Source organism: Giesbergeria anulus (genome assembly GCF_900111115.1).
In the GTDB taxonomy this organism is placed as follows: Bacteria; Pseudomonadota; Gammaproteobacteria; order Burkholderiales; family Burkholderiaceae_C; genus Simplicispira; species Simplicispira anulus.
The window spans coordinates 22908-45259 of the sequence record NZ_FOGD01000007.1 but is presented as its reverse complement, the minus strand read 5'-3'; the positions used below and the strand labels follow the sequence as shown (position 1 = coordinate 45259).

General features: G+C 51.5%; 20 protein-coding genes. 15 read left to right on the top strand and 5 right to left on the bottom strand.

Features of this window, described 5'->3' with window-relative positions; genetic code table 11:
- The first annotated feature begins 19 nt into the window (after window positions 1-19).
- From BMX55_RS10875 to BMX55_RS10820, 12 genes are all read left to right on the top strand, one after another.
- Entirely contained in the window at window positions 20-1201 is a 1182-nt protein-coding gene (locus BMX55_RS10875; protein ID WP_143059629.1) for a type IV secretion system protein, read from the top strand.
- Between the two features lie 31 nt (window positions 1202-1232).
- Window positions 1233-1841: a hypothetical protein gene (locus BMX55_RS10870; RefSeq protein ID WP_091457421.1), complete on the top strand. Its 609-nt coding sequence runs from the start codon at window positions 1233-1235 to the stop codon at window positions 1839-1841.
- Window positions 1842-2108: 267 nt separating this feature from the next.
- Window positions 2109-2828 (top strand): lysozyme family protein, encoded by a 720-nt coding sequence (locus BMX55_RS10865; protein WP_091457419.1) that lies wholly within the window; start codon window positions 2109-2111, stop codon window positions 2826-2828.
- Window positions 2822-3580 (top strand): TcpQ domain-containing protein, encoded by a 759-nt coding sequence (locus BMX55_RS10860; protein WP_091457416.1) that lies wholly within the window; start codon window positions 2822-2824, stop codon window positions 3578-3580. Before BMX55_RS10865 ends, BMX55_RS10860 begins: the two co-directional genes overlap by 7 nt.
- A 4-nt stretch (window positions 3581-3584) precedes the next feature.
- On the top strand, window positions 3585-5318 hold the full coding sequence (locus tag BMX55_RS10855; protein ID WP_143059628.1) for a hypothetical protein: 1734 nt from the start codon (window positions 3585-3587) through the stop codon (window positions 5316-5318).
- Between the two features lie 11 nt (window positions 5319-5329).
- Entirely contained in the window at window positions 5330-6622 is a 1293-nt protein-coding gene (locus BMX55_RS10850) for a type IV pilus inner membrane component PilO (RefSeq protein ID WP_091457410.1), read from the top strand.
- Window positions 6612-7211 (top strand): hypothetical protein, encoded by a 600-nt coding sequence (locus BMX55_RS10845; RefSeq protein ID WP_091457407.1) that lies wholly within the window; start codon window positions 6612-6614, stop codon window positions 7209-7211. The genes BMX55_RS10850 and BMX55_RS10845 overlap by 11 nt, the downstream gene beginning before the upstream one ends.
- Window positions 7212-7220: 9 nt before the next feature.
- The gene (locus BMX55_RS10840) at window positions 7221-9053 is read left to right on the top strand and encodes a GspE/PulE family protein (RefSeq protein ID WP_091457403.1); all 1833 of its coding nucleotides are present in this window, start codon (window positions 7221-7223) and stop codon (window positions 9051-9053) included.
- On the top strand, window positions 9050-10282 hold the full coding sequence (locus BMX55_RS10835) for a type II secretion system F family protein (RefSeq protein ID WP_143059627.1): 1233 nt from the start codon (window positions 9050-9052) through the stop codon (window positions 10280-10282). Before BMX55_RS10840 ends, BMX55_RS10835 begins: the two co-directional genes overlap by 4 nt.
- Window positions 10283-10784: 502 nt before the next feature.
- Window positions 10785-11369, top strand: a complete 585-nt coding sequence (locus BMX55_RS10830; RefSeq protein WP_091457396.1) for a type 4 pilus major pilin — start codon at window positions 10785-10787, stop codon at window positions 11367-11369.
- Between the two features lie 80 nt (window positions 11370-11449).
- The gene (locus BMX55_RS10825) at window positions 11450-12547 is read left to right on the top strand and encodes a hypothetical protein (RefSeq protein ID WP_091457393.1); all 1098 of its coding nucleotides are present in this window, start codon (window positions 11450-11452) and stop codon (window positions 12545-12547) included.
- A 69-nt stretch (window positions 12548-12616) separates the two neighbouring features.
- Complete coding sequence (locus tag BMX55_RS10820) at window positions 12617-13867, top strand: hypothetical protein (RefSeq protein WP_143059626.1); 1251 nt, start codon at window positions 12617-12619, stop codon at window positions 13865-13867.
- A 72-nt stretch (window positions 13868-13939) separates the two neighbouring features.
- Here the strand turns inward: BMX55_RS10820 and BMX55_RS10815 are convergent, their stop codons facing one another.
- Window positions 13940-14884, bottom strand: coding sequence for an Rpn family recombination-promoting nuclease/putative transposase (locus tag BMX55_RS10815; RefSeq protein ID WP_091457388.1), 945 nt, complete (start codon window positions 14882-14884; stop codon window positions 13940-13942).
- 53 nt (window positions 14885-14937) lie between these two features.
- Between BMX55_RS10815 and BMX55_RS10810 the strand changes: the two genes are divergently transcribed.
- Both BMX55_RS10810 and BMX55_RS10805 read left to right on the top strand, forming a co-directional pair.
- The gene (locus BMX55_RS10810; RefSeq protein ID WP_091457384.1) at window positions 14938-15195 is read left to right on the top strand and encodes an AbrB/MazE/SpoVT family DNA-binding domain-containing protein; all 258 of its coding nucleotides are present in this window, start codon (window positions 14938-14940) and stop codon (window positions 15193-15195) included.
- A complete protein-coding gene (locus BMX55_RS10805) occupies window positions 15192-15518 on the top strand; it encodes a type II toxin-antitoxin system PemK/MazF family toxin (RefSeq protein WP_091457381.1) in 327 nt (108 codons plus the stop codon). Before BMX55_RS10810 ends, BMX55_RS10805 begins: the two co-directional genes overlap by 4 nt.
- A 2118-nt stretch (window positions 15519-17636) precedes the next feature.
- Here the strand turns inward: BMX55_RS10805 and BMX55_RS10790 are convergent.
- The 4 genes from BMX55_RS10790 to BMX55_RS10780 form a co-directional block, all read right to left on the bottom strand.
- Window positions 17637-19250 carry a CAP domain-containing protein gene (locus tag BMX55_RS10790; protein ID WP_091457372.1) on the bottom strand — a complete coding sequence of 538 codons (1614 nt, stop codon included), beginning with the start codon at window positions 19248-19250 and terminating at the stop codon, window positions 17637-17639.
- Between the two features lie 211 nt (window positions 19251-19461).
- Window positions 19462-19824, bottom strand: a complete 363-nt coding sequence (locus tag BMX55_RS16160) for a type II toxin-antitoxin system YafO family toxin (protein WP_281242836.1) — start codon at window positions 19822-19824, stop codon at window positions 19462-19464.
- A 75-nt stretch (window positions 19825-19899) separates the two neighbouring features.
- Window positions 19900-20505: a hypothetical protein gene (locus BMX55_RS16155; protein ID WP_143059624.1), complete on the bottom strand. Its 606-nt coding sequence runs from the start codon at window positions 20503-20505 to the stop codon at window positions 19900-19902.
- 280 nt (window positions 20506-20785) lie between these two features.
- A complete protein-coding gene (locus BMX55_RS10780; protein ID WP_091457365.1) occupies window positions 20786-21529 on the bottom strand; it encodes a DsbC family protein in 744 nt (247 codons plus the stop codon).
- Between the two features lie 129 nt (window positions 21530-21658).
- Here BMX55_RS10780 and BMX55_RS10775 point away from each other — a divergent pair, with 129 nt between their 5' ends.
- Window positions 21659-22351: a VirB8 family type IV secretion system protein gene (locus BMX55_RS10775; RefSeq protein WP_091457361.1), complete on the top strand. Its 693-nt coding sequence runs from the start codon at window positions 21659-21661 to the stop codon at window positions 22349-22351.
- Window position 22352 lies beyond the last annotated feature (1 nt).

The following is a 22352-nucleotide window of genomic DNA, read 5'->3' as shown; positions in this document are numbered from 1 at the left end:
GGTGCAGCGGAATAAATCAATGAGTCACTTTTCTCACAAAAAAATTGGGAGGATATTTTTATTTCTACTCCCTTCTTTGTTTTCTACAAACGCTTTTGCTGGTGCCTTCGGTGATTTTTTCCGTGAAACTTTTGGTTCCGCCCCTCCGCAAAATGGAGCGGGGGCAGGAAACGGAACTGGAAATGAAGTTGAATCACTGCGGCTGATTGCTAAAGTTATTGATGACGTTTTGGGGCGAAGCGCTATAGATATGTTTGTCGGTGCTGGTATGCCTATAGCTTCTAACCTGAACGGATTAGCTATGAGTATTGCTGGTGCTTTAGCGTTGATAGCTTTGCTTTGGGCACTACTTATTGCGATGATTTCTAAGAAGTCAGCATTCAGTGCAATGATGGAGCCTGTCATATTTTCTGCATTGACAGCCATGCTCTTAACAAACTATGGAATGATAGTTGGCGATGTGGTCGATCTTGGGCAAAAAGCAATTGCAGCTAGTGGTACATCGGTAGGTGCAGCCTTTACGAATTTTATCAATACGTTCGTGGGGTCTTTTATCAACATCTTCATTTCGGTACTGAATAGGTTTGAATTTAGTTGGGGAATTTTCAGTATCGTTTTGGAAGCTATTATTGCTTTGGTGATTTTGGCTGGTGCGGGCGTTCTGATTTTGATTGCGATGAAGGACATTGTTGCAGTATTTCTGACCGGGCCAGTGGCATTGGGTATCGGCGTTGCGGTAGGCCCACTTTTTATTGCAACACTGCCTATGCCTGCTACTCGTCGCTGGTTTGACCAGTGGATCAATTTCCTGATAAATGCGGCCATGCTCACTGCGCTGGCGGTCATTGTCATGGTCTTGATTCAGAATGCCATTCTGAACACGATGAAGGGTTTCATGGTGGGTCAGACAGGCACGGTTGGTAAATTGCTTGCTCTGGCACTGATTGCAGCATCACTATCCAAGGTCTTCCAAGCGATTCCATCGTTTGCTGATGCGCTATTCCCCGGACGTACAGGTGCTGGCTCCGCCATGTCGAGTGCTCCGGGCAACATGATTGCCAATGCAGCGCAAGGTGCCGTCAAGGGCGCGTCGAATGCTGCTAATGGCGCTTACCGGGCTGCCGCAGGAATGCAGAACGCTGGGAAACAAACCGGGGCGGCTCTGGCGCGCAAAGCTGGGCGGCAAAGTTCAGCCCCCTAATAACTATCGAATTTTGTCGAAAGGAAATCTGATGATCACTCGATCTATCTCTAAAGCGGTTGTGATTTCAGCCATTGCCATTGTGGGCACTGGCGCGGCGCACGCTCAATCCAGTGTGCAATGCACGTTAGGCCCGAATGGACAGCTTGAGGCTGCTCTAGTGTGGCGCAACACGCTGGGCACTGAACGCGCTGACGCCTTGTGCCGCACAGCCCCCGTCCCTGTGGCGCAGCAGCAAACCCAGCGCCCCGCCATCGTTGCCAGCGTGCATCAGCAGTCTGCGCAGTATCTGTACCCAGTGCAACCCACTGCGGCAGTCGGGGCAATGCCTGCCTATCAGGCTGCCGCGCCCCAGAACCCGCCTCCAGTGGCACCCGTTGCCTCTCAATCTGTGCAGTATCAGTACGCTGGGGTGCAAGTGGCCAGTAAGCCGGTGGTTGCTCCGGCTTATCCAGCGGTGGCCGCCCAGCAGCGCTACCAGCCCCCGATGGCAGCAGCACCCGTTCAACACCAGCCGCCCGCCGCGATGTTCGGGAGCGGTGCGACTGCATCCTTCAATCCAGCGGACTATGAGCCGATGCAGGTGCGCGGCGTGGCGGGCATCCAGCCCTCTAGTCCTGAGTTCGTGCCGATGTTCTAGCCTGATCCCTGTTCAGCTACGACCGGCCAAATTTGGCCGGTCAGGAAAAAGCGAGTCGCCCATACCAAAGGCAAAAAGGCGGCTCGATACCGCAAGGGCCGCCCCCCCACCCCCTGTCACCCGATTGCTCGAAGTTCTACGACCGGCCAAATTTGGCCGGTCTTTTTTTCGCCCGAAGATGCCGTCTTGAAGTTCTGGCGTGAAAGATTGCAAATAACCCAGTTCATTCGATAAAAAAAAGTGCGTGGGTTATTTTTTAATGTGACCATGCACTCAGGCATCCGAACACTCTCTACCATCACGTTTTTCCTATTTTCAGGGCTGTGTAGTGCTGAATCTTTGACGGTCTATTCGTGTGAAAACGGTAGTCTCATCCAGCAAGAGTTCTCCACACAAAAGTCCACTTCTGAATCAGTAGCTACGCTGTTGCGCTCTGGGCAGGCTGTTTGGAGTCGCGGAACGATTGATAAATACACGATTGATGCAATGGCGGAGGGCCGTGGCATTTGGTTTGCCGCCCCACTGCCAACACTCATGCAAGTGGCAGGTACTCAAGTCGCACCAGAAATACTCACTGCGATTGCGCTTAAAGAGACAGGACGAAAAGAAAGATTCTGGCCTTGGTCAATCAACTGGGCTGGAAAAAGCTACTACCTTGAAAGCCGTGAACACGCTATTGAGGCTGCGAAGCAGCTCATTAAAGCAGGCTATACAAACTTCGATACCTCGGTCATGCAGGTGAATTGGCGGTGGCATGGTCATCGTTTTGCCAATATAGATGCTGCATTTGATCCGGTCACTAACATTCGGATTGCTGAACAGATACTTGTTGAGCAATTCAATGCTACGGGTTCGTGGCGGGATGCAATTGCCCGTTATCACTCGAAAACCCCATCACGTAATCAACCTTATCTTGCTGACGTATTACAGAAGATGGGCGAATTGCAGAAAAAAAACCTTGAAACCCCGGAGAAAAGAATATGCTGAAACCACTGGTCGGCGCTGCCGTCCTTTTTCTTTCTGTTGCTCAGGCCCATGCACAGCGCATTGAGCATGTTGGCCCTGTCGCTGGTGGCGAATTTGCATCGTCACCCGTGGAAATGAGGACTGATCTGCTGACTGCCGCACGAACCATTTTCCCGCAAGCGTGGAATGGCTTTGCGCAGAAGGGGCTTGACGTGCGCCGTGCCAGCGCAGTGCGTATTCAGCCCGGTGAACCTTGGCTTGGCGCTTTAGATCGTTGGTTGGCACAAGAGAAATTGTCTGCTCGCCTTGACTGGAACACTCGCAAATTCTATTTGCACTCAGGCACAGGTGGGGCTATTTCCTCTCCAGCACCTTTGCAGGTAGGTAGCGATCCTGTTGGCAGTTATGGTCAAACTCAGTACCAGCCGCCTCAGTACCAACAAGCTAGTTATGGCTATGGCTATGGCTATGGCTATGTTCCAGGTGCTCCACCCAGTCAGCAATGGGCGGTTCTTACCTCCGATATTCGCTTGGAAACTACGCTGGAACGCTGGGCCAAAGATGCTGGATACCGCCTGATTTGGGATGCTGACCGCCACGTTTTGATTTCTGCTACGGATCAATTTGTGGGCACCTTGCCTGACGCTATTAACCGGGTACTCAACTCCCCTGCTATTCGTGATAGCGATTACCCGCTTGAAGCGGTTTTCTATTCCAACACACCACCAGTCATTCGCATTACCCGCTTGGGTGATCAGTCCACCAAGGAGTAAAAAAATGAATTCACACCGTTTGAAACTGTCTGCGATGAGTTGCGCTGTCGTTGTGCTGGCGTCTTCTGGTTGCGCAAGCAACTTAGATCAGCGCATTACTTACGCTCAAGGCGTTCCTGATGGAGCGGCTTCTGCGCCACTTGGTTCTCATGCAAATAGCTATGGTGCTACGGGTCATGTTGCAGCCCGTGCGGGTGAGCTTCAGCGTACCCAACTGGTTCGCCATGCCTCATCGCCGTGGATTGGCGGCATCCAAACAGTGGCCCGCACGGAAGACAAGCTGCCAGCCATCTTCCACGAAAACTTCGTGCTCGATTTTGGAACCAGCAAAGTTTCCTTGCCAGTTGTTGTTGCGCGGTTGACGAAACTGACCAATATCCCGGTGCGCCTGCGCATGGACAAGAAAGAAGAAGGGGCTGGTTCGCCTGTTGCGCGCGCTTCCTCAATTCCATCCCCTATTTTGCAAACGGGGGCGGCTTTGCCCAAGGTGCTTGATAGCAAGCCTCCGATGCTTCCTCCCTTGTCAGCGGCTATTCCTGCAAGTGCGGTATCCGCAGAGACTGAAATCAATGTCGATGCAGTGAATATGAAGTGGAATGGCCGCCTGCGTGATTTCTTGGATCACCTGACCAACACTTTATCGCTGTCTTGGGAATACAAGGATGGTGCGGTGGTCATTATGCGTCTGGTCACGGAAACCTATGAAGTTGCGACATTCCCCGGTGTGCAGAACTTCAGTATGTCCGCAGGTGGCGGTGGCAGCGGTAAGGGGGGTGGTAGTGATGCTGGCATGACTAGCCAAAACTCCACCACGGTGTCTCAGCAAGGCAGCATGGACATGCGCCAAAGCCTGCTCAAGACGGTGCAGGAACTCATCTCCAAGGTTCCCGGTAGCAGCGCCACTTGGGCGGACGGTTCGGGCCGAATGATCGTGGTGTCATCGAAAGAGGCCCAATCGTCCGTGCGCGAATTCCTGCGCAAAGAAAACAAGATGCTGCGCACGATGGTGAATGTCACCTTCGATCTCTACTCGGTCAAGACGAAGGAGTCGGATGAAAAGGGTGTCAATTGGACTAGCGTTTTCCAATCGCTGAACGCCAAGTATGGTATCAATTTCAGTTCTCCGGGCTTGCTGACTGGCGCTTCGACTGGGGTGCTTGGCGGCAACATGATTTGGGGTGGCGGCACGACCACGACCTCGGCGATGTTGGCCTTGCTCAGTCAGTACGGCGAAACCTCTCAACATCGGCCTGTCTCCATCACCACGCTCAATGGCATGTGGGATACCAAGTCCCATCTGTCCACTGATGGCTACTTGAAGGAAACAACCCCCGGTGCGGCTGGAGCCTCTGGCGCGGCTGGTGCCCCCGGTTTGAAGACCGATTCGATCACCACTGGCGATCAGTTCGCTGTGGTGCCTTACGTCCAGCAGGACAACAGTGTTGTCATCAAGTATTCGATCACCCTGTCTGACTTGCTGGGTATGTTTGATGTCACTACGGGTAGTGGCCAAACTTTGCAGAAGGTGCAGACACCTCGCATTGAAGCTCTGAATGCTTCGTCCACCATCTCCTTGATGCCAGGTCAAACCGCTGTCATCACGGGCCTGTCACGCACCATTGCCAAGCGTGATGACGCCCGCCTCGGTCAGGACGTGCCCATCGCAATGGGCGGCTCGCGCAAGCTTGATCTCCAGCGTGAGCATTTCCTCATTCTCGTTCGGGCAACCCCCTTGTAAGGGACAGCCAAATGAGCACCATTGTTTTTCATGGGAAAAATACGGCGCTGGCCTGTGGCTTGCGCTGGTCTGTGCTGGCGGAAACCGGAAAAACCAGCAAGGTCAATGCGGCCATCCGCAAAGCGTCGCAAACCGTCGATGCCTCTCGGTTTGCGATTGACCAATGCGACGACACGAGTTATCTCGGTCTTTACACTGAAGGCATCAGTGCCAGTGACATTCAGAATAGCAGCAAAAAACACAAGATTCACTCGCTGGCGTTGGTTTTTATCAATGCGATGCAGCAGTCTTCAGACGTGGATCGTTCGCTGCTCTATGCGATTCTGGTTGCGACACCACCCAATGACCACCAAGGTGAAACTCGCGCAGTGATCGTCATTGATGCAGGCCGGGTTGTGCATGACGGTATTGAAAACCGGACTAGGGCGGTTGAAATCGTCCATGAATATCGGGCACGCCAAATTCAGTTTCGTGTCTTTTGCGACACGGATGAGTACGAAAACTCCACGACTATTGAATGGGATGAGCTAATTGATTACGCAGATAAATCCAATATCTGTAACAAAATACCGCGAAACCCTGCTCGCCTTTTGCTAATTGGCCTTGGTTTTCTGAGCGTCAGTCTCTATGGCGCATACCATGTTCTTGTGGTTATTCCAAATAAGGCTGAAGCCGAAGCGCGACGGCAAGCTGAGTTGGATAGAACGCCAATTTATTTGAAGGCTCTGAGTCAGGCAATGGAGCAGGTTGGGTGGTCAATTCCATCGCTGGTATCTTTTACACAGAACATCAAGTCGATGCCCTATTTTTATAAAGGCTGGGCACTCAAGACGATGGAATGCAACGCCGTTGCCTGCACCGAAACTTGGGAGCGTCAAGGGGGATTGATTACCGAGTTAGTGCAAATGCGGCCAGAAAGTAGCTATCAGCCAGAAGATTCAAAATCGGACAAGACAGCAGTGCTGCACACCCCCAATAAAGGGGAACCCATGCGCCTAACCAATGAAATGCTGACTCCATCCGGCACACCGTTGCACATGGTATTGAAACCCCCCTTGAATGTTCTGGAAAATGCCGGGGCCACGGGTCAAATTGGCGAAAGCATGACATGGCCCGTGATGCCAATGGATGGCGTCAAGCCTGACGTTGTGGTTAAACGCACTCGCGTAGATTTGAGTTACAAGTTGCCGCACGTTTCGGAAGCAATCAATTCTTTTCCAAAAAACTTTGTGCCAGAAACCTTTTCGCTTTCTGCCGCTCAAGGAATGACTATTGTGATTAAAGGGTTTATTTATGAAAAATGATCTGAAGCGCTTTTTGCTGCCTCTTACGATTGCTGCATCAGCTTCCATTTCTTTTTTGGCACAAGCTCAAACTAACCTGATGAATCAAGGCCAAAGTGCTCAAGTGGTTCAAGGTGCCCCTGTATCACTAAAAGAAGAAAAAAAGCTCCAGTATTGGGACGCAAGCAAGCCACTGACGGTCGGAGATATGTCTGAAATCCATCGAAAGAAAATGGCTGAAGACTTTCTTGCCCAAAATGGCTTTACCACTCAAGAGCAGCCCAAAGCGGTCTTGAGTAATGCTGCCAAGCCCAAGCCGTTGCCACCGCCGCCACACAACTTACAAGTGCGGGCCGTGTACGGAGTGAAGCGTGCGCCTTCTGCTGATGTGGTTTTTGATGGGGTAGTCGCTACGGTAAATGATGGAAGCATCTTGAAAAGTGACCGCTTAGTCGTGTCTATTAAAAAAAATGTCGAAGGAAATTTGGTGGCCTATGCAGAAAAATTGCCTGTAAAAAAATGCAAGTCCTCTAAGAAAAAAACCTGCAAGCCAGCGGTACTGCCAAATTTCCATCTGCTGGCGGGTGAGTCAGTTGAATGGACACGCTGAGGTGATCTTATGGGCTTACTAAATATATTTAAGAAAAAAGAAAAGCCAGCCAAATCCAAAACAAATTTGGCTAAACCAAGAAGTGAAACAAGCAGGTTTCGCGTTGATGCGGCATTCCCGTCTGAGGCTGTAGCTACAGTCGATGGTGATAACGATATTTCTGTCAATGTGGTGCAGCAAATTGCTGATTTTCCACCGCACCGTAGCGTCTTGACGCATCCGAACTCAACGAATATCGGTTTGCGCATTCCAACAGAACTGCAAGACCAAATTATTGCTATCAAGTTGGAAGCTACTCGTGCGCGTATCGTCTATGACCCTGCATTTTCTGAGCAGGTGATGCCTTATGTGACCACGATTCAGTCCGCACTAAGCGAGGCTAGTTTCTCTACTGGTGGTCAGCCGTTGTTCGCGGACTCTAGCGTGATTCGCTCCGTTCGCCTTAATGCCGAGCAGAATTCAGAAGCAAAGTCATCGTCTATTGGCTCTAAATCTGGTGGCGTTGTCTTGTTTCAGGAGTGGATTCGCGGGGCGAAAGAAGAAAAGGCGACTGACGTTCACATCCGAATTCTCGATGGTGGTCAAGCCGAGGTGCTGATGCGCGTGGATGGTGAACTCGAACCTATTACAGGCTCTGATCGGGGATTGTTCACGGCCCGCGATGCGCTTGATGCGATGAAAAGTGCTTATGAGGTGCTGTCCGACCGACACAGCAACAACATGGGCACCTTCAGCGAGACGAGCACGCTGTCATCCATGATCGATTCTGCGCTAGGTATTGCCAACATCCGCCTGCGTTTTGCCTCTCTGCGCGGGCTGTATGGGCCAAAAGCGGTGGTGCGTTTGTTGCCTTCCAATATCAACGGCAGGGTTATGTCGTTCGCAGAAATGGGGTTTGCACCCAGTCATGTTGAGCTATTTGAGCGTGCCCAGCGCCTTGATGCTGGTGCCATTGGTCAGATGGGTGTCACGGGATCGGGCAAAACAACAGCGGCAAAAACATTTGTTGAAACCCACCCGAAATACGGCAGCGCAGCCTTCTATCAGGTGGCCGATCCGATTGAGTACCCGATTGCCCAGATGCACCAAATTTATGTGCAGCGCAATCTGATGACGCTCAATGAAGCGGGAAAGAAAGACCCGTACAGCGAAGTGGTAGAGGCGCTGCTTCGTAATGACCCAGACTTGGTTGATGTGGGCGAAGTGCGCGATGTGCTCAGTGCCCGTGCAATGGCCAACATTGCTAAATCTGGTCACTTGTCCATGTTTACCCTGCACGTCGATTCTATTGCTGGTGCAATTAACCGTCTCACCGACCCCAAGGTAGGGTTGACCAGAGAGGAGTTGGCTGGGGGTGGAATGATTGGCCTACTCGATTATCAAGCCTTGGTGCCGTTGCTGTGCTCGCATTGCAGCCTGACGCAACATGAACTGGTTGCCGATTTGAAACGCATTGGGGACGCCAACTCACTGCGCGAAGTGCGTTACATCAGCTACTTGACCGATGTAATGAGCAAAAGATTCAATTTAGAGCCAAACATTCTGCGCTGGCGGAATCCAAATGGCTGCGATCATTGCAGAAAGCGGGGCACAAAAGGATTGACCATTTGTGCTGAGGTTTTGATGCCCGACGACGACTGGCTCAATTGCAGTGCAGAAGGAAAAGACCGAGAAGCCATGCGTCGCTGGAGGCACAAATACTCTGACCGCCAGCCAACCTCTGAAAATATGAGTGGAAAACTTGTGATTGAACACGCACTTTATAAGGCCCATGTCGGATTGATTGATCCGCGCAACGTAGAGCGTTTCGGTCAATTGGAAACTCTGGAGATTTTAACGTGAGCTTTGTAAAAGACATTGAGCGATGGCTTCACTTAGGAGCTAACGGCTTCTGGGGCCAGCGAGCTGAAATGTACCGCGATATTTCTCGCTCCATTGAGGGCAAGGAACTTTTGCGTGATTTTATCGAAGGTGAGTTGGCTATCGCTATGTCTAAGCAGACCATGAACAAGGTTCGTGCTAAAGGACTCTTGCACATGCGTGGGCTTCTCGATGCTGGCGGGGTTTCATTGGCTGATGTACTCATTGGGACTATGCCCAAAAAAGACCACATGGCCCTAAGCATCTTGCGTAAAAGCCAAAATCAAGTGGAAGCATTGCTCAACTTGGCAAAAAACGTGGACGAACAAAAGGCCATGACCAAGTTGATTATGAAATCGCTGCTGTCACCACTGGTTTTGATTCCTGTGGGCTTTGTTTTCTCTTACGTCCTAGCAACTGTAGCCATACCAGAATTTGTCAAAACTGCACCACCTGAAGTTTGGACGGGCTTCAACCTATTTGTCCGGGTTGTTGCGGAAGCATTTGATCGTTTTGGATTGGGCGTTTTTGCCGGGATCAGTGCTCTTACCGCATGGATTCTGATCTGGGCGCTTCCCAATATGACGGCTGATTGGCGTTACAAAGCTGAGGGTGCTACAGGCATGGATCGAATCATTTGGAATTTGGTTTTTCCATTTCGTCCGGTCTTCCAAATGTACCGTGATATTCAGGGCACCCGATTCTTGTCTGATTTGTCCTTCTTGCTCAAGTCAGGAATGTTGCTTCAAGACGCATTATTTATCATGCTAGAAGATGCGACACCTTGGATGCGTAAGCATCTAGTGATGATTCTGGGTCATCTCCAAGCCACCCCCGGAGATCATATTGGCGCATTCAGCCAAGGTGTGCTCTCTCAATTCATTGCTGGCCGCTTGCACAGTGCTGTGCGTCGTGATTCCGGTCAGTTCTCTAACGTGCTTGTCGATATTGGCAGCAAAGGTCAAGCAGAAGCACAAGAGGCATTGGGTCGCAGTGCTACCAGATTTAGTTCAATCTTGCTTGCAAGCACATTGGGCGTGATTGTTTTTTTCTACGGTGGACAAGCCACCATTATCAAATCTATCGAAGAAGCCAATAGTCCATCGGCAGTAACACGCCGTGAAGTTGAGCGGCAACGGCAGAAGCAATTGCGCATCGATCAGGTTAATCCTGACCTATCGGCGCAACCACCACAGGGCACTAGGCCCTGATAAATCACCAGTCTGATATACCCAAGGAGTTTTTAATCACCAGTCTGATATACCCAAGGAGTTTTTAGTCAATCACCCCACCCTAAAGAATGGGGCTTGGAGCTGAAAAGCGCCAAGCCGGGTTGACCAGGGAAAGCGGTAGCCAATCCGCTACGTGAGTAATAGGTCGTTCAGACGCACCAGCAAATGCTTCCTCAGTTTGCTGCTCTGCAAGGTTTAGATCATGCTGGGCAAAGGTAAAGGCCCGAAGGTTTAGATCGCAGCTTGCAAAGGCTGGAGCCGGTTATGCACATTCCCGAAGGGAGACACGCCGCAAGGCGTGCGTCACTAGGCCCTTACAGGCAGAGCCGAAAGGCCCAGCGGAGGTGAAAAGCCTTGCACTGATTATTTTTTAACCGGGCTATTAAATGGACGTGAGCAGGTAACGGCCCAAGGCAAGGAATGCTATGCGTTCCGCGCTCTACCTCCCCGGCATGAATGCCGAGGTTTCACGCTAAAACTGATGAAACTGTTTTCCGTTTCTCGTCGTACTGGCAAGCGCGGTAATCGCGCTGTGCTCAAAAGCTGCTACAAAGGCTTTTTGAGCTTGGAACTGGGCCTCGTGCTTTTGGTTGTGGCCGTCGCTATTGTTGCAGCAGTGCTTTCGTACCGTGACAACTTGCGCAAAACTTCCATCAACAACAACACCCAGCAAATCTCTGGTACTGCTGCGAATCTACGGGCAAAGTACGGGCAAGCCAACCTCTATGGCAGCGTAACAACTGCTTTGGCTGTGCGTTCGCAGTCGATTCCCTCTGCGTTGCGTGATGGCACGGCGGCCACGGCCAGCAACAGCTTTGGTGGTTCCATCACTGTAGCGCCTGCCACCCTCACTGGCGCGAATGACGCATTGGAAATCGAATGGCCCAATGTTCCTGCCGATCAATGCTCTGACCTCGTGACCAACGTACAGCGCGAAATGCGCCAAATTTCTGTGGGTTCCACCAGCGTCAAGAGTAACAACGGCACGCTCGATTTGGCTGCTCTGGAAACCGCCTGCGAATCTGCTCCTGCTCAGTCCCTGAAGTTTTGGATCGGTCGTTCTTGATCGGTTGCTTATAGGCGCTCTAGCCATTGTGGCGGGGCACCTACGAGCGCCATTTTTTCCAACGCAAACACCCCTTCTCCATGAAAACTCACAACCTGTTCCGCCTCTCTGCCGCCGCCCTGCTGCTGTCTTCTCTCGCTGCCTGTGGCGGTGGTGGCGAGGAAGGCGCGAAAAACACCATCGTCAAGCATGAACTCACGCCTAGCACACCAACTGTCTCCGTTATGGCTGGACAAACGCTCCCTTTGGCGGCCAGCGTTGAAACTTTCGGCCCCAAAATCACCTCCGTTGCGTGGGCCAGCGAAGCGGCTACGGCGGCTACTCAGGGCAGTTTGAACATTGCTGATGCCCATTGCGCCAATGCCGCCATGTCGTCGCGCGCCGTCCCAGGCAGTACCGGCGTTTTTGTTGCCACCGCCCATTGTGAAACCAATGCCATCATTCCTCCCACGGCCAAAGGTGATTTCAACGTCTCCAGTGTTGCTACCGCTGATGACGGCTCGCAGAGTGTCCAAAAATTCACTGTCACTGTGATTCCAAAATCGGTGGTTCGTGACTTCCAGCTTGCTGCATCTGCTCTCGATCCTGCCGTGTTGACCGCACCGATTCGTCTGCGGGCCAGTCCAATGCTTACGACTCAGCCCGTGTCCAATGGCTACAAATTTGAGTACGACTGGAAGGTGTTGTATGCCCCCAGCAACGCCAGCACCTTGCAGGCTGGAACTTCCTTGGGCACCAATTCCGAAGCTGGGGTGCTGCTCACGACACCGGGTAAGTATGTCTTTGTTGTCACGGTCAAGTTTACTGACGGTGCTGATAGCGTCACCAAGACTGCATACGTCACGCTCAACGCCGACGAATCCTCTGTGGTCAGCCCTATCGGGTTTACGCTGAATACTGAAACTGAGCAACCCAGCGTGTTTGCCGGTGCTCCCGCCAAGCTGACCGCTACCGCCGTGGTGCCCAAGGGGCAAGTCGATAGCATTCAGTACGAATGGACACAACTGCTTGGCCCGACTGCTCTCATCATCAATCCCAACAGCAGCTCTGTTTTCGTGACCGCCGACGCCCCCGGCGATTTGCTTTTCTCGGTCAAGGCCACGGTGAAATCCGGCACCTACACCGAAAGCAAAACTTCTTTCGTCCCATTGCGGGTCAACCCTGTCGGTAGCAACTAATTTTGCCCTGCTTGGTGTAACAACCGCGCCTTGGCCATCCAAGCCAAGGCGCTTTTTTTGGAGAAAATCATGCTGCTGCGCCAAAATGCAACGCCCAAGAAAAAACAAGGCGGCTGGCTGATGTTGTCGGCCTCAATGGCACTGGTCATCGCCTCTATCATGTCTCTGTATGCCTTCCGCGAACAGGCCCAGAAAGACATGGGTGAGCGCGCCGTGGCCCAAGCGGATGCACTCTCAGCTATTCGTACCGCCGCAGAAATTCTTGTCTTTGAGCACTACGTTGACTACCAAGAGGGCGTGCCTATCACCCGTGGCGGAACCACGTTGTCATTTGGTAATTCGCCGGGGCAGGCGTTGCGGCCAACGGTAGCGCAACTGAGGCAAATGAACTTGGGCATTGAAGGCGCATCTGATGTGGGCAGTTACAAATCTCTCACCCAAGGCGGCTACAGCATCACCGTCAATCGAACCCCCGCTGGCTGCGAAACCTCTCCCTCTGGGGTCGATTGCAATATCACTGGGCTAGTCTGCACCGACAGGCCCGTGCAGGATTTTGGTGCTCCTGCGGGGGAGGTTGATGGCTTCGGCATTGGCAAGATGCTCTCGCGTATCGGCGGCAATGCTGGGGCTAGTATGCTGGGGGGCACCGGGGAAATCGTCAGCACGGGCGCAAGCTGGAAAGCGCCGAACCCGATTCCCGGTACTCCAGCGGGGGTTGTTTGCGCCCGCTTCGGTTTCGGTGTCGCTGAATACTGGAATTTTCTGCGCGTGCGCGATAGCCGCGATCCCAATTTTATGAACAACGTCACCCTCAAGGGTGGCTTGCATGTGAAATCGACGGCAACCTATGGCGCTGCCTGCCCAACTGATGGCATGGCCATGTGGGGGAACTTTGAAGGCAACCCTGTATGGCTGCAATGCAAGGCAGGTAAATGGGAACCGGGCAATGGCCTGACCTACGCCACCGAAGGCGCAGCTTGTTCGCAGGATCGGGATTTTGCGATCACTACTACCAACGTGGCCTTGGTCTGCTCCAACAACAAGTGGGTCTCGCAGGCACGCAGCGGCTTGCGCACGGCATCTTATTATCAGAACGGTAGTGTTGTGCCTACTCCAGCCTGTACGCCGGGACTTACGCCATCAGCCGTGGTTGCCGCCGTATCGGCAAGCAGCATCATTGGATCGAATAACCCCGGCAACAATTCGGGCAGCTTCCAAGCATCCATCGATTCCTCTTGGCGCGTGACGATCACTGGCTCTAGCGGGCAACCTGCGGGCAGCAGTGCAATGGCTCTGGTGCTGGCTTTTTGCAATCCTTGAGCAAGCTGTGCCCGAAACGACGAGCGGCCCAATTGGGCCGCTTTTTGCTTTTTGCCGTGGTGCTGGGAAGGCTTAGTCCGCTGGAACAGCAAACACCTCCGCCAAAGTTTTGGCGGCAAGAAAACGATCCGTCCAAGCCTCTAATTGCACCGTGCTGGCACCTTCGATGGTGGCAATGGTTTCCTGCGAGAGCGGGCCAAAGCGGGCGACTAGCAGGCGTTGCAGGATGCGAGCTTCGCCCTCTTTGCGGCCTTTTTGCTCAGACTCAAGTGCCCATTCTTCAAAGCGTGCAGCCAGTGTCATTTTCAACTCCTTCAAATCTTGTATCTTTGGCAAGACCAATTCGTTTTTGCTTTGTCGCAACAGTACCGCGCGTATCCAGATGGCAAAAATTCGCATCAGTTCGGGGTTGTCGGCCAGCCAATCGTTCAGATGATCGATCAGTTCCAGCACCGCCGCTTGGTTGTCTGGGCGTTGCAAGCGCATCACTGCCGCCACCAGATTGTGCATCTTGGCCAAGTGCGCCTGAGTGTAGTGGTTTTCTGCGATCAGCAGGTACTCCATGCTGGGCAAGAACTGCGCTACTAAGCCCGGCACCTTCGGAATCAAATCGGCAATGTTGGTGGCCGCTGTCCACGGCGCGTCGCCGTTGTAGAGCACGATGGGTAGCACGGGCGGCAGTTTGCGATGGGGCAGCACCTGCTTGGCCTTGATGAGGTCTTGGTACAGCAGGCCCACATAGCTCATCATGCGCACGGCCATCCACGGATCGACTTTGCTCTGAAACTCGATCAAGATGTAGAGATAGACCCATTCCTGTCCGACCTTGACGCGCCAAACCACATCGTCGGCGCGGTGGCGCAGGTCGTCGGTGACGTAGCTGCCGGGCATTTTTTCCAACGTGCTGTAGTCTAGGCTGTGCAGCCAGTCGTCGGGGATAAAACCCAGAACCAAGTCGCGCACCAGTTCGGGCGATGAGAAAAGTAGCTTGTATGAGGCATCGTTGTCTTTGGACATGGCTCGATTGTATCTGTTATACTTAAATATAACAAATTCAATGGGGGTGCCCTATGCATACAACCAGTTTGCGCAAAGTTGGCGGCTCAATCATGCTGGCCGTACCGCCTTTGCTCCTTGAGCAGCTTCATCTGCAAGTCGGTACAACGGTGGGCTTGACCGTCGATCATGGCTGCCTTTTGGTCAAGCCCAAACCCCGTCCGCGCTACACAATGGCACAACTGCTGGCTGGATCGGACTATACACAGCCGCAACCAGAAGATCAGCGTGAATGGGTCGATGCTCCCGCTGCCGGGGGCGAGTTATTATGAAGCGCGGCGACATATATTTAGTGTCGCTTGATCCGACTGCTGGGCATGAGCAAAGTGGTAGTCGCCCCGTATTAGTTGTATCACCCGGAGCATTTAACCAAGCCACAAAATTGCCTGTGGTTTTGCCAATTACCAATGGTGGCGATTTTGCTCGTCGGTTAGGATTTTTTGTTTCGTTAGAAGGAACAAAGACTACAGGAATTATTCGCTGCGATCAACCACGAGTGCTTGATTTAGCTGCGCGTAATGGAAGAAAGATTGAGTCGCTACCAGATTCCATAATGGACGAGGTACTGGCAAAAGTATCAACAATTTTTGAGTAGAAACCAAACCGCCTTCGGGCGGTTTTTCTTTTCGATTCCTCGCTTTTTTCGTGCATCTTTCGATTGATAACTAAAACCCCCGTGTGCTCTAATCTACCCATCTTCACCGCAACTGCGGAAATTTCATCAACCGGAGTCACCGCCGCTCAGGTAGCTGTGGCTCAAACAAAAGGGTAAAAACACGGAATAGCAAAAAATTACTTCAAAAACATAGGCTTAGACTCGAAAAAGTCTAGTTACCTGCCGTGTAGGCAGCTTAGAAAACCCTCGCCGCCAGCGTTGCCAACGCCACCGAGTTACCTGCCGTGTAGGCAGCTTAGAAATTCGATTGGCTTCAGTTCGCGTAAGTCGCGCACTTCTCTGCCGTGTAGGCAGCTTAGAAAGACAGCGCCACCGCAAACGCCAGCGCCCCCGTGTTACCTGCCGTGTAGGCAGCTTAGAAAGAGAAACCGCCTCCGGGCGGTTTTTTCTTTTCGATTCCTAACATTTTTAGTGAATCTTTCGATTCCAATTTCCCAGAAAAAAAAGGCATGATTAGAAATCTAATTCTGGAGGATAAAATCATGCGTTTTCTACGAAAACTCGCTGCAAGCGTTGCGCTCGTCGCGCAGCTTGTCACAGCGGGCAACGCTGTCGCTCAAGCGATGCCCGCTACCATTTTCAATCCAACTTCACAGCCGAATGGTGGTTGGTCATATGATCCCTCCACTCAAGGGATGCGTGATCTGCGTGAGATGAAGCCAATTGAAGGCTGCAACGCGCCGGGGGGCCTCACCCGTATTACCGACCGCGACGAAGGCGATTCAGCGCCATTTTGGTGCGGCCCACCCCCTCATTGCCTTGCGGAGGGCACGAACGGCGTCGATGCTTGCATCTTCGTCCCGTACTGCCGCCGCGAACCACGCGGCGACCCCAGCGGCATTTCGGGCGGCAACGGCTGCCGCGATCCAGAAGATTTGATTTGCGTTAGCAGCGGTGCCCACCCCGAGGGCGGGTTATGTTTGAAAACTTGTTGGGACGGCTCGCGCATTCTCTTTAGCCAAGCCTGCCCGCCGCAGTGCAGCACTGATTCGCTTGGGAACACGGTGTGTGTAGCCGATAGTCCACCCACGGCTCCCCCGCAGACGCCAGCGCCCCCATCGCTGCCGACGCCGCCAAAACCACCGACGCTGCCCACGCCACCCACATTACCAACGCCACCAGCGCCGCCGACGCTGCCGACAACACCAACGCCACCGACGACGCCAACACCGCCCAAATTGAGTTGCCCCGCTGGTAGCACTCCCTATCAGTCGTGCAATTTCGTCTGGGGCAGTGTCGCCCACAATGGCACAGCTTCGGTTGCATCGAACAACGGCGTGTCGGGTACGCTGTCTGCAACGTGTAATGACGGGGCGTGGGTCAATGTCGTTGCTTCCTGCACGCCCGCAGCACCTCCGCCCACGGTTTGCCCCGATGGCAAGGTGGTACCTGCTGGACAAGCCTGCCCGATTGTGCCAAATCCTACCCAGATTTGCCCAGACGGTATAACCGAGATGCCCCTAAGCGGAATTTGCCCGCAGCCTACAAAAACTTGCCCTGACAGCTCGGTAGTGCCACTTTCCCAGCCCTGCCCAGCGCTGCCACCACCAACTAAGATTTGTGCTGACGGCTCGGTCGTTCTGGCTACTGATACTTGCCCAACGCTGCCACCACCTACCCAGATCTGCCCAGATGGCTCGGTGATTCCCGCCAGCGCTGCCTGCTGGACACCGCCTCCAGCAGCAGCAACCAAAACTTGTCTTGATGGCTCGGTGATTCCTGCCAGTGCTACTTGTTCGACGCCTACGCCTATCGCGGCAACGTGCGTGCCGATCACTATAGGCTGTGGCAGCATTACAGTATCTGGTGCAGAAGCTGCCGCCGCCGCCGCTGGCGCGACTTGTTACAGCATCACCGCCACCAGCGGTTATCAGTTGGTACCGGGATATTGCATCCAATACCCAGAGGATTCTGGGCCAACGTGCTATGAATCGTCGTATATTTCTTTGGGCGCATGCGTCGGCGGTTAGCATTATTTCCAGCCTCAATGTCCAATAGAAAAACCGCCTTCGGGCGGTTTTTCTATTTCAAAAGTGCTTAGTTCGCCCAAAAATTCCTGAACGCCGTTGTGCGCCAAGTGCAGGTTTTCTCAAATGGAATGCCGTTATTTTTACCTTTCAGCACGCTGGTATAACTTGTCTCGACGCGAGGAAGTGGATTAAGTGGAATTAGCGAGGCAAAGTATTCTCTCGTTAGATTTCTTGTGTCGTTATCTTTTGTCATGACAACAGTAGGAATAATTTTTTTACTGGCGTCACGCAACTCCCAAGAATCAACTGTGATCTTTTGCCCGATGGACACAATCGCCGTACTGCTATAACCAAAATCTTGTTTTTCATTCAATACTGATGGACTTGGAATTTCGTATCCTTGCGATTGCACGTTGACAACGATGTCGTTACATGGGTAAATAGCAACAGTGCTTTTGTCGATAACTTTTTGAGGGTTATTGGGTTTGTTTGCAAAATCGGTAACGTAAACATTGTCATTAAAACCAATGCCATAATACCGAAATTTATCCAAAATAATAAAGGCGTGGTATGGGCCACCGAGCAATTCCCAAACCGACGAATTACTACCGCCATTGCTTCCACTCATAACTTCGCCAACTGCAAATGTGCTGGAATATCCAGCGCTCAAGGCTCTATCGCTTGGACTAATTCCACTGAAACCCGGAAGACCGGGGACTTCATCATGGCTATAATACTGACCGCCACCATTAATCTTAACGTAATCTGCATGAGCCTGCGCCGCTTTATCAAGAGCTACATCTTGCTCAAAATAACCAAGTCCAGTAATAGCCCGAACTCTGTTCAGTGTTTCGTAAGCGTGGAGTCGCCCCGGTTCTGCATATTTCCCAGCAATCATGGTTTCGATCTTTGGGTCGTAAGAATAGTCGAGAACTTTAATATCACTACCGTCGATCTGGTAGGCAAAAAGCACCTTGGCATTGATCGCGGCCATTTCTTCTTTGGTGAAGCCGAAATTCACTGGGAATTCGTGCGAAGGATTTGCCGCACTTTGGTTTTTTGCGAAGGCCACGGACAGCACATCGCTGGTCAACTGCCGCCACTCAGTGCCGCCGCCAGCCTTTGGCACCAAAAAAAACAGTTGCTGATCGGGGACACCAAAAACACTACCGGGGACGGATGCTGCAACCCAGAAAGTAACGCCACGAAGGCTGGCCGATACCTCTGCTGGGGGGCGCGTGACTATGAGTTTCATGGCCTGCCGATCACTATCATCAAAACGGGCTACGGTTTTTGTTAAATCTGGATAGCTGTTATTCACGACAAAGCTAGTTTTTTTTCCAGCACAATCAATTGTGATGCTATTCTCGCCACGAGGCAGCTTGCGGGCCTCGCTGGGGTCGATCAGCACCAAGCCGTAGTTAGTCACTGGCGGCGTGGCAGTGGAAAACTTGAGCACCTTGGGCTGGCTGAATACGCAACCAGCCATGTCGATAGCTTCAATAGCGCCCGCATAGCCTTGGTGCAGAAAGAACTTGGGGTCTTCGGTCTCAGTCGTCCAACTGGGCTTGGACAACACTAGGTCTGTAGGCACGACAGGCGTGGACTGGGCAGACGCAATGCTGGCGTAGCAAGCAAGGGCGAGAATAGAAAGTGAGCGGGGAGCGAAGGTGGTAAGCATTGGAAAGTTCCTATTTTTGGTTTCCTTTGCTTGATCGTAGCAGGTGCCTCTCCCCGGTCAAATGTGCGAACAAAAAGTTACGCCAAGAAAAACCGCCCGGAGGCGGTTTCTAAGATGCTTGTACGGAAAATCCGATTGTTTTTTGTGCTTCTCAGCGATTTCGCTAGGTCTATATATTCTGTGAACGGCGAGGTTTGCACAGGATTTCTGATCATTTGTTGAGAAAAATATCTGCTTCTTCAGCACATTTGAGCATGAATGAACGACCTTTTACATCCTTCATCTTCATAATTTCATGAGCTCCAGGATCATCAAGAATATCGATTAAATAGTAGTCACTATTATTTTCGGCATAGATCAAAACCCTGTCGCTCACTTTTCTTGAGCCAAGTCTGTGGCACTGTTTCCACTTCGCAAGGGCTTTTTTATCGTTTAATGGAGGCAAATGACAATGCCGCAAAACATACGGTTTACCATTAATTTTTGGTGTTATAAGTGCAGAATCTTTACCAAAAATTTCACTGATGAATTCGTTTCTTTTATCCGACTTCCACCATAAAAATTCTTCTTTTATTATATTTTTTTGTATTATCTGATAGCTGATTTTTTAGTGAATCACTGAAAATTAAGTTCATCAAAATAATCCCCGTCATTGCAAGTTATGACGGCTCTTGAAATTTTCTAACGAAAAATTATTCGATAAAGATATTTCTTGAAGACAATGAACAACGCTTTCAGCATTAAGTCCGTGGCGATCAGCTACACCCTTAAAAAATATTAAATTGTCATGGCTATCTTTTATTGCCAGCTCATCTAAAATATCTAACGTGATGTCTCTAATTTTATCGACATACAACATAACAGTCTTTATTTCTTTATGGTCTTTGCTTCTTGCTCGACGTTCTTCTCTTGAACTAGATTCATATAGAATTTCTAATTCAGAAAAAACACTATCTAGCTCATTCAACGAACTGATTATTATTTTCCCAATCGGAGTAAGATTTGAAGAAATTGAAATTTTTTCATTAACGCTAATTGATTTCAGTTTAATTAGAACACTATTCAGCGTTAGAATTAAATGGGAGCCGTTTTTAATTAAAGTGCTGCCATTTTTTTTGGATGTATTTTGTTTTATTCGCAGCAATAATTCGTGAGTAAATGTAATCACAGACTGACTCACGGCAGAAGCCTGCGTCTCAAAATCTTTAGCTGCCTCTGATCGAACAGAGTCCAATAGGGTTTCTGGATAGGCCACTTTTTTTCCTTTTGGTGTTACCTTTTTCTCTACGCATCGGTTAGAGCACTGGGTACACATCGCAGATGTGTGTGGACATGCCAACAGTTGATTGCCACTCACAACTGCTGCCGCTTTTAACACATAACGATGTCTCGTACAAGAGTACGCGCGCATTGTGCCAAGAAAGTAGGAGCTTTGGCATCTCTCCAGCGTTCGGCCCTAGCACGGCCCTGACCGGCAATTGCCAAAAAAAGACCGGCCAAATTTGGCCGGTCGTTGTGCGCGGGGAGGGGGCTGATCAGGGCTTGGCTAAGACCGCATCAATCTGGGGCGCTTCCATGAAGCCGTTGATGCGCTTGCCGCTCTTGAACACGATGGCGGGCGTGCCCCGGATAGAGGACTGCAAGCCGAACTGCTTGTTGCGATCAAGGGCTGATGTGTCGCAGGTGGCGTCAGGCGGGATCACGCCCTTGAGCATCCACGCCTCGTAAGTTGCGGCCTTGTCCTTGGCGCACCAGACGTTCTGGCTCTTTTTCACCGAATCAGGGCCAAGGATCGGGTAGAGGAAAACGTGAATCTTGACGTTATCGAGGTCAAGCAGCGATTTGGTCAGCTTCTTGCAGAAACCGCAATTAGGGTCTTCAAAGGTTGCGAATTCACGCTCGCCCTTGCCTTTCACGATAGTGAATGAATCTGCCAGCGGGAGGCTTTTGAATGGAATAGCCTCCAGCGCAGCAATCCGCTCTTGCGTGAGATTTTTGCCATTGGGCAATTCCATCACTTCGCCTTTGATCAGATATTTCAAGCTGGCGTCCGCATAATAAAGCTCGCTTTTGCCCATACGAAGCTCTAGCAGATTGGAATTCGGCAAGGCACGAACCTCCTCAATTTTCGGATTATTGGGTAACTGCTTGGATACCGCTTCTGGTGTGGGGGCAGTTGCCGGTGTTGCTGCTTGGGCGACTACTGGCCCTGCGAAACACGCAACGAAGGAGAAGGCCAAATACAGGCTGGCAGGCTTGGGGGTACGGAGGAAGTGCATGTGCGATAGCTTCGAATAAATAGAGAAGCTAAATATCGCATTCCGTGAAAGCAATCTGAGCGGGAAATGTGCATGATTTGATGCAGCATTTGATAAAAATGTCTGGATAGAGTTGGCAAAAATGAGGGCATGAAATCATCGCCCAAGAAGACCCCACCATCCGATCATGTACCTGGCCCAATGGAAGAAGCTGCTGTCCGCGCCTACTATGAGCGCGGCTCGAAGCAGGCAGTGGATGGAAACCGATGGCGCGTCACGGCTATTGGTGCGCTACTCACGGTCATGATGCTTTCGGCTGGGATCGTCGTCATGGCATCTAGGCAGGACATCTATGTGATGCAGGTGAGCAAAGATGCCTCTGGCCAGCTTCAGGTGGGTGGAGTGGCAAGCAAGTTTGAGGCTGACGAGGAAGCCCAGATGGCTTGGGCCTTGAACTACGCACAAACGCTCACAGAAATTACACCTGCTATCTGGCGGCGCAACGTAGATCGCACCATGAGCTTGTCCGTTGGGATTTCGCAAGATCAGGTTCGTGCGTATTTACAGCAGCCCACCAGCAATCCTGCGGGGCTATTGAGCAAAAACGAATTATATGTTCGTGAGTTCAAGCGCAAGTCGATCAACAAGATTGCGAATAACACTTACTTGATTCGCTACGAGTTAATTTCTCGAATCGTTCCGAATGCACAGCCAGAAAAGAAATCGTACTCCATGTCGATTTCGCTGACCAACATTGGTCATAAAACACGGGACGATGTTTTCAAAAACCCGGAAGGGCTGGCAGCATTGAACTTTAGTATTTCCGAAGATAAAGGCAATTAAG

What these genes read in the sequence shown, in the direction of transcription:
- BMX55_RS10875 (WP_143059629.1), top strand. Translation starts at nt 20, where the DNA reads ATGAGTCACTTTTCTCACAAAAAAATTGGGAGGATATTTTTATTTCTA.
- BMX55_RS10870 (WP_091457421.1), top strand. Translation starts at nt 1,233, where the DNA reads ATGATCACTCGATCTATCTCTAAAGCGGTTGTGATTTCAGCCATTGCC.
- BMX55_RS10865 (WP_091457419.1), top strand. Translation starts at nt 2,109, where the DNA reads ATGCACTCAGGCATCCGAACACTCTCTACCATCACGTTTTTCCTATTT.
- BMX55_RS10860 (WP_091457416.1), top strand. Translation starts at nt 2,822, where the DNA reads ATGCTGAAACCACTGGTCGGCGCTGCCGTCCTTTTTCTTTCTGTTGCT.
- BMX55_RS10855 (WP_143059628.1), top strand. Translation starts at nt 3,585, where the DNA reads ATGAATTCACACCGTTTGAAACTGTCTGCGATGAGTTGCGCTGTCGTT.
- BMX55_RS10850 (WP_091457410.1), top strand. Translation starts at nt 5,330, where the DNA reads ATGAGCACCATTGTTTTTCATGGGAAAAATACGGCGCTGGCCTGTGGC.
- BMX55_RS10845 (WP_091457407.1), top strand. Translation starts at nt 6,612, where the DNA reads ATGAAAAATGATCTGAAGCGCTTTTTGCTGCCTCTTACGATTGCTGCA.
- BMX55_RS10840 (WP_091457403.1), top strand. Translation starts at nt 7,221, where the DNA reads ATGGGCTTACTAAATATATTTAAGAAAAAAGAAAAGCCAGCCAAATCC.
- BMX55_RS10830 (WP_091457396.1), top strand. Translation starts at nt 10,785, where the DNA reads ATGAAACTGTTTTCCGTTTCTCGTCGTACTGGCAAGCGCGGTAATCGC.
- BMX55_RS10825 (WP_091457393.1), top strand. Translation starts at nt 11,450, where the DNA reads ATGAAAACTCACAACCTGTTCCGCCTCTCTGCCGCCGCCCTGCTGCTG.
- BMX55_RS10820 (WP_143059626.1), top strand. Translation starts at nt 12,617, where the DNA reads ATGCTGCTGCGCCAAAATGCAACGCCCAAGAAAAAACAAGGCGGCTGG.
- BMX55_RS10815 (WP_091457388.1), bottom strand. Translation starts at nt 14,884, where the DNA reads ATGTCCAAAGACAACGATGCCTCATACAAGCTACTTTTCTCATCGCCC.
- BMX55_RS10810 (WP_091457384.1), top strand. Translation starts at nt 14,938, where the DNA reads ATGCATACAACCAGTTTGCGCAAAGTTGGCGGCTCAATCATGCTGGCC.
- BMX55_RS10805 (WP_091457381.1), top strand. Translation starts at nt 15,192, where the DNA reads ATGAAGCGCGGCGACATATATTTAGTGTCGCTTGATCCGACTGCTGGG.
- BMX55_RS10790 (WP_091457372.1), bottom strand. Translation starts at nt 19,250, where the DNA reads ATGCTTACCACCTTCGCTCCCCGCTCACTTTCTATTCTCGCCCTTGCT.
- BMX55_RS10780 (WP_091457365.1), bottom strand. Translation starts at nt 21,529, where the DNA reads ATGCACTTCCTCCGTACCCCCAAGCCTGCCAGCCTGTATTTGGCCTTC.
- BMX55_RS10775 (WP_091457361.1), top strand. Translation starts at nt 21,659, where the DNA reads ATGAAATCATCGCCCAAGAAGACCCCACCATCCGATCATGTACCTGGC.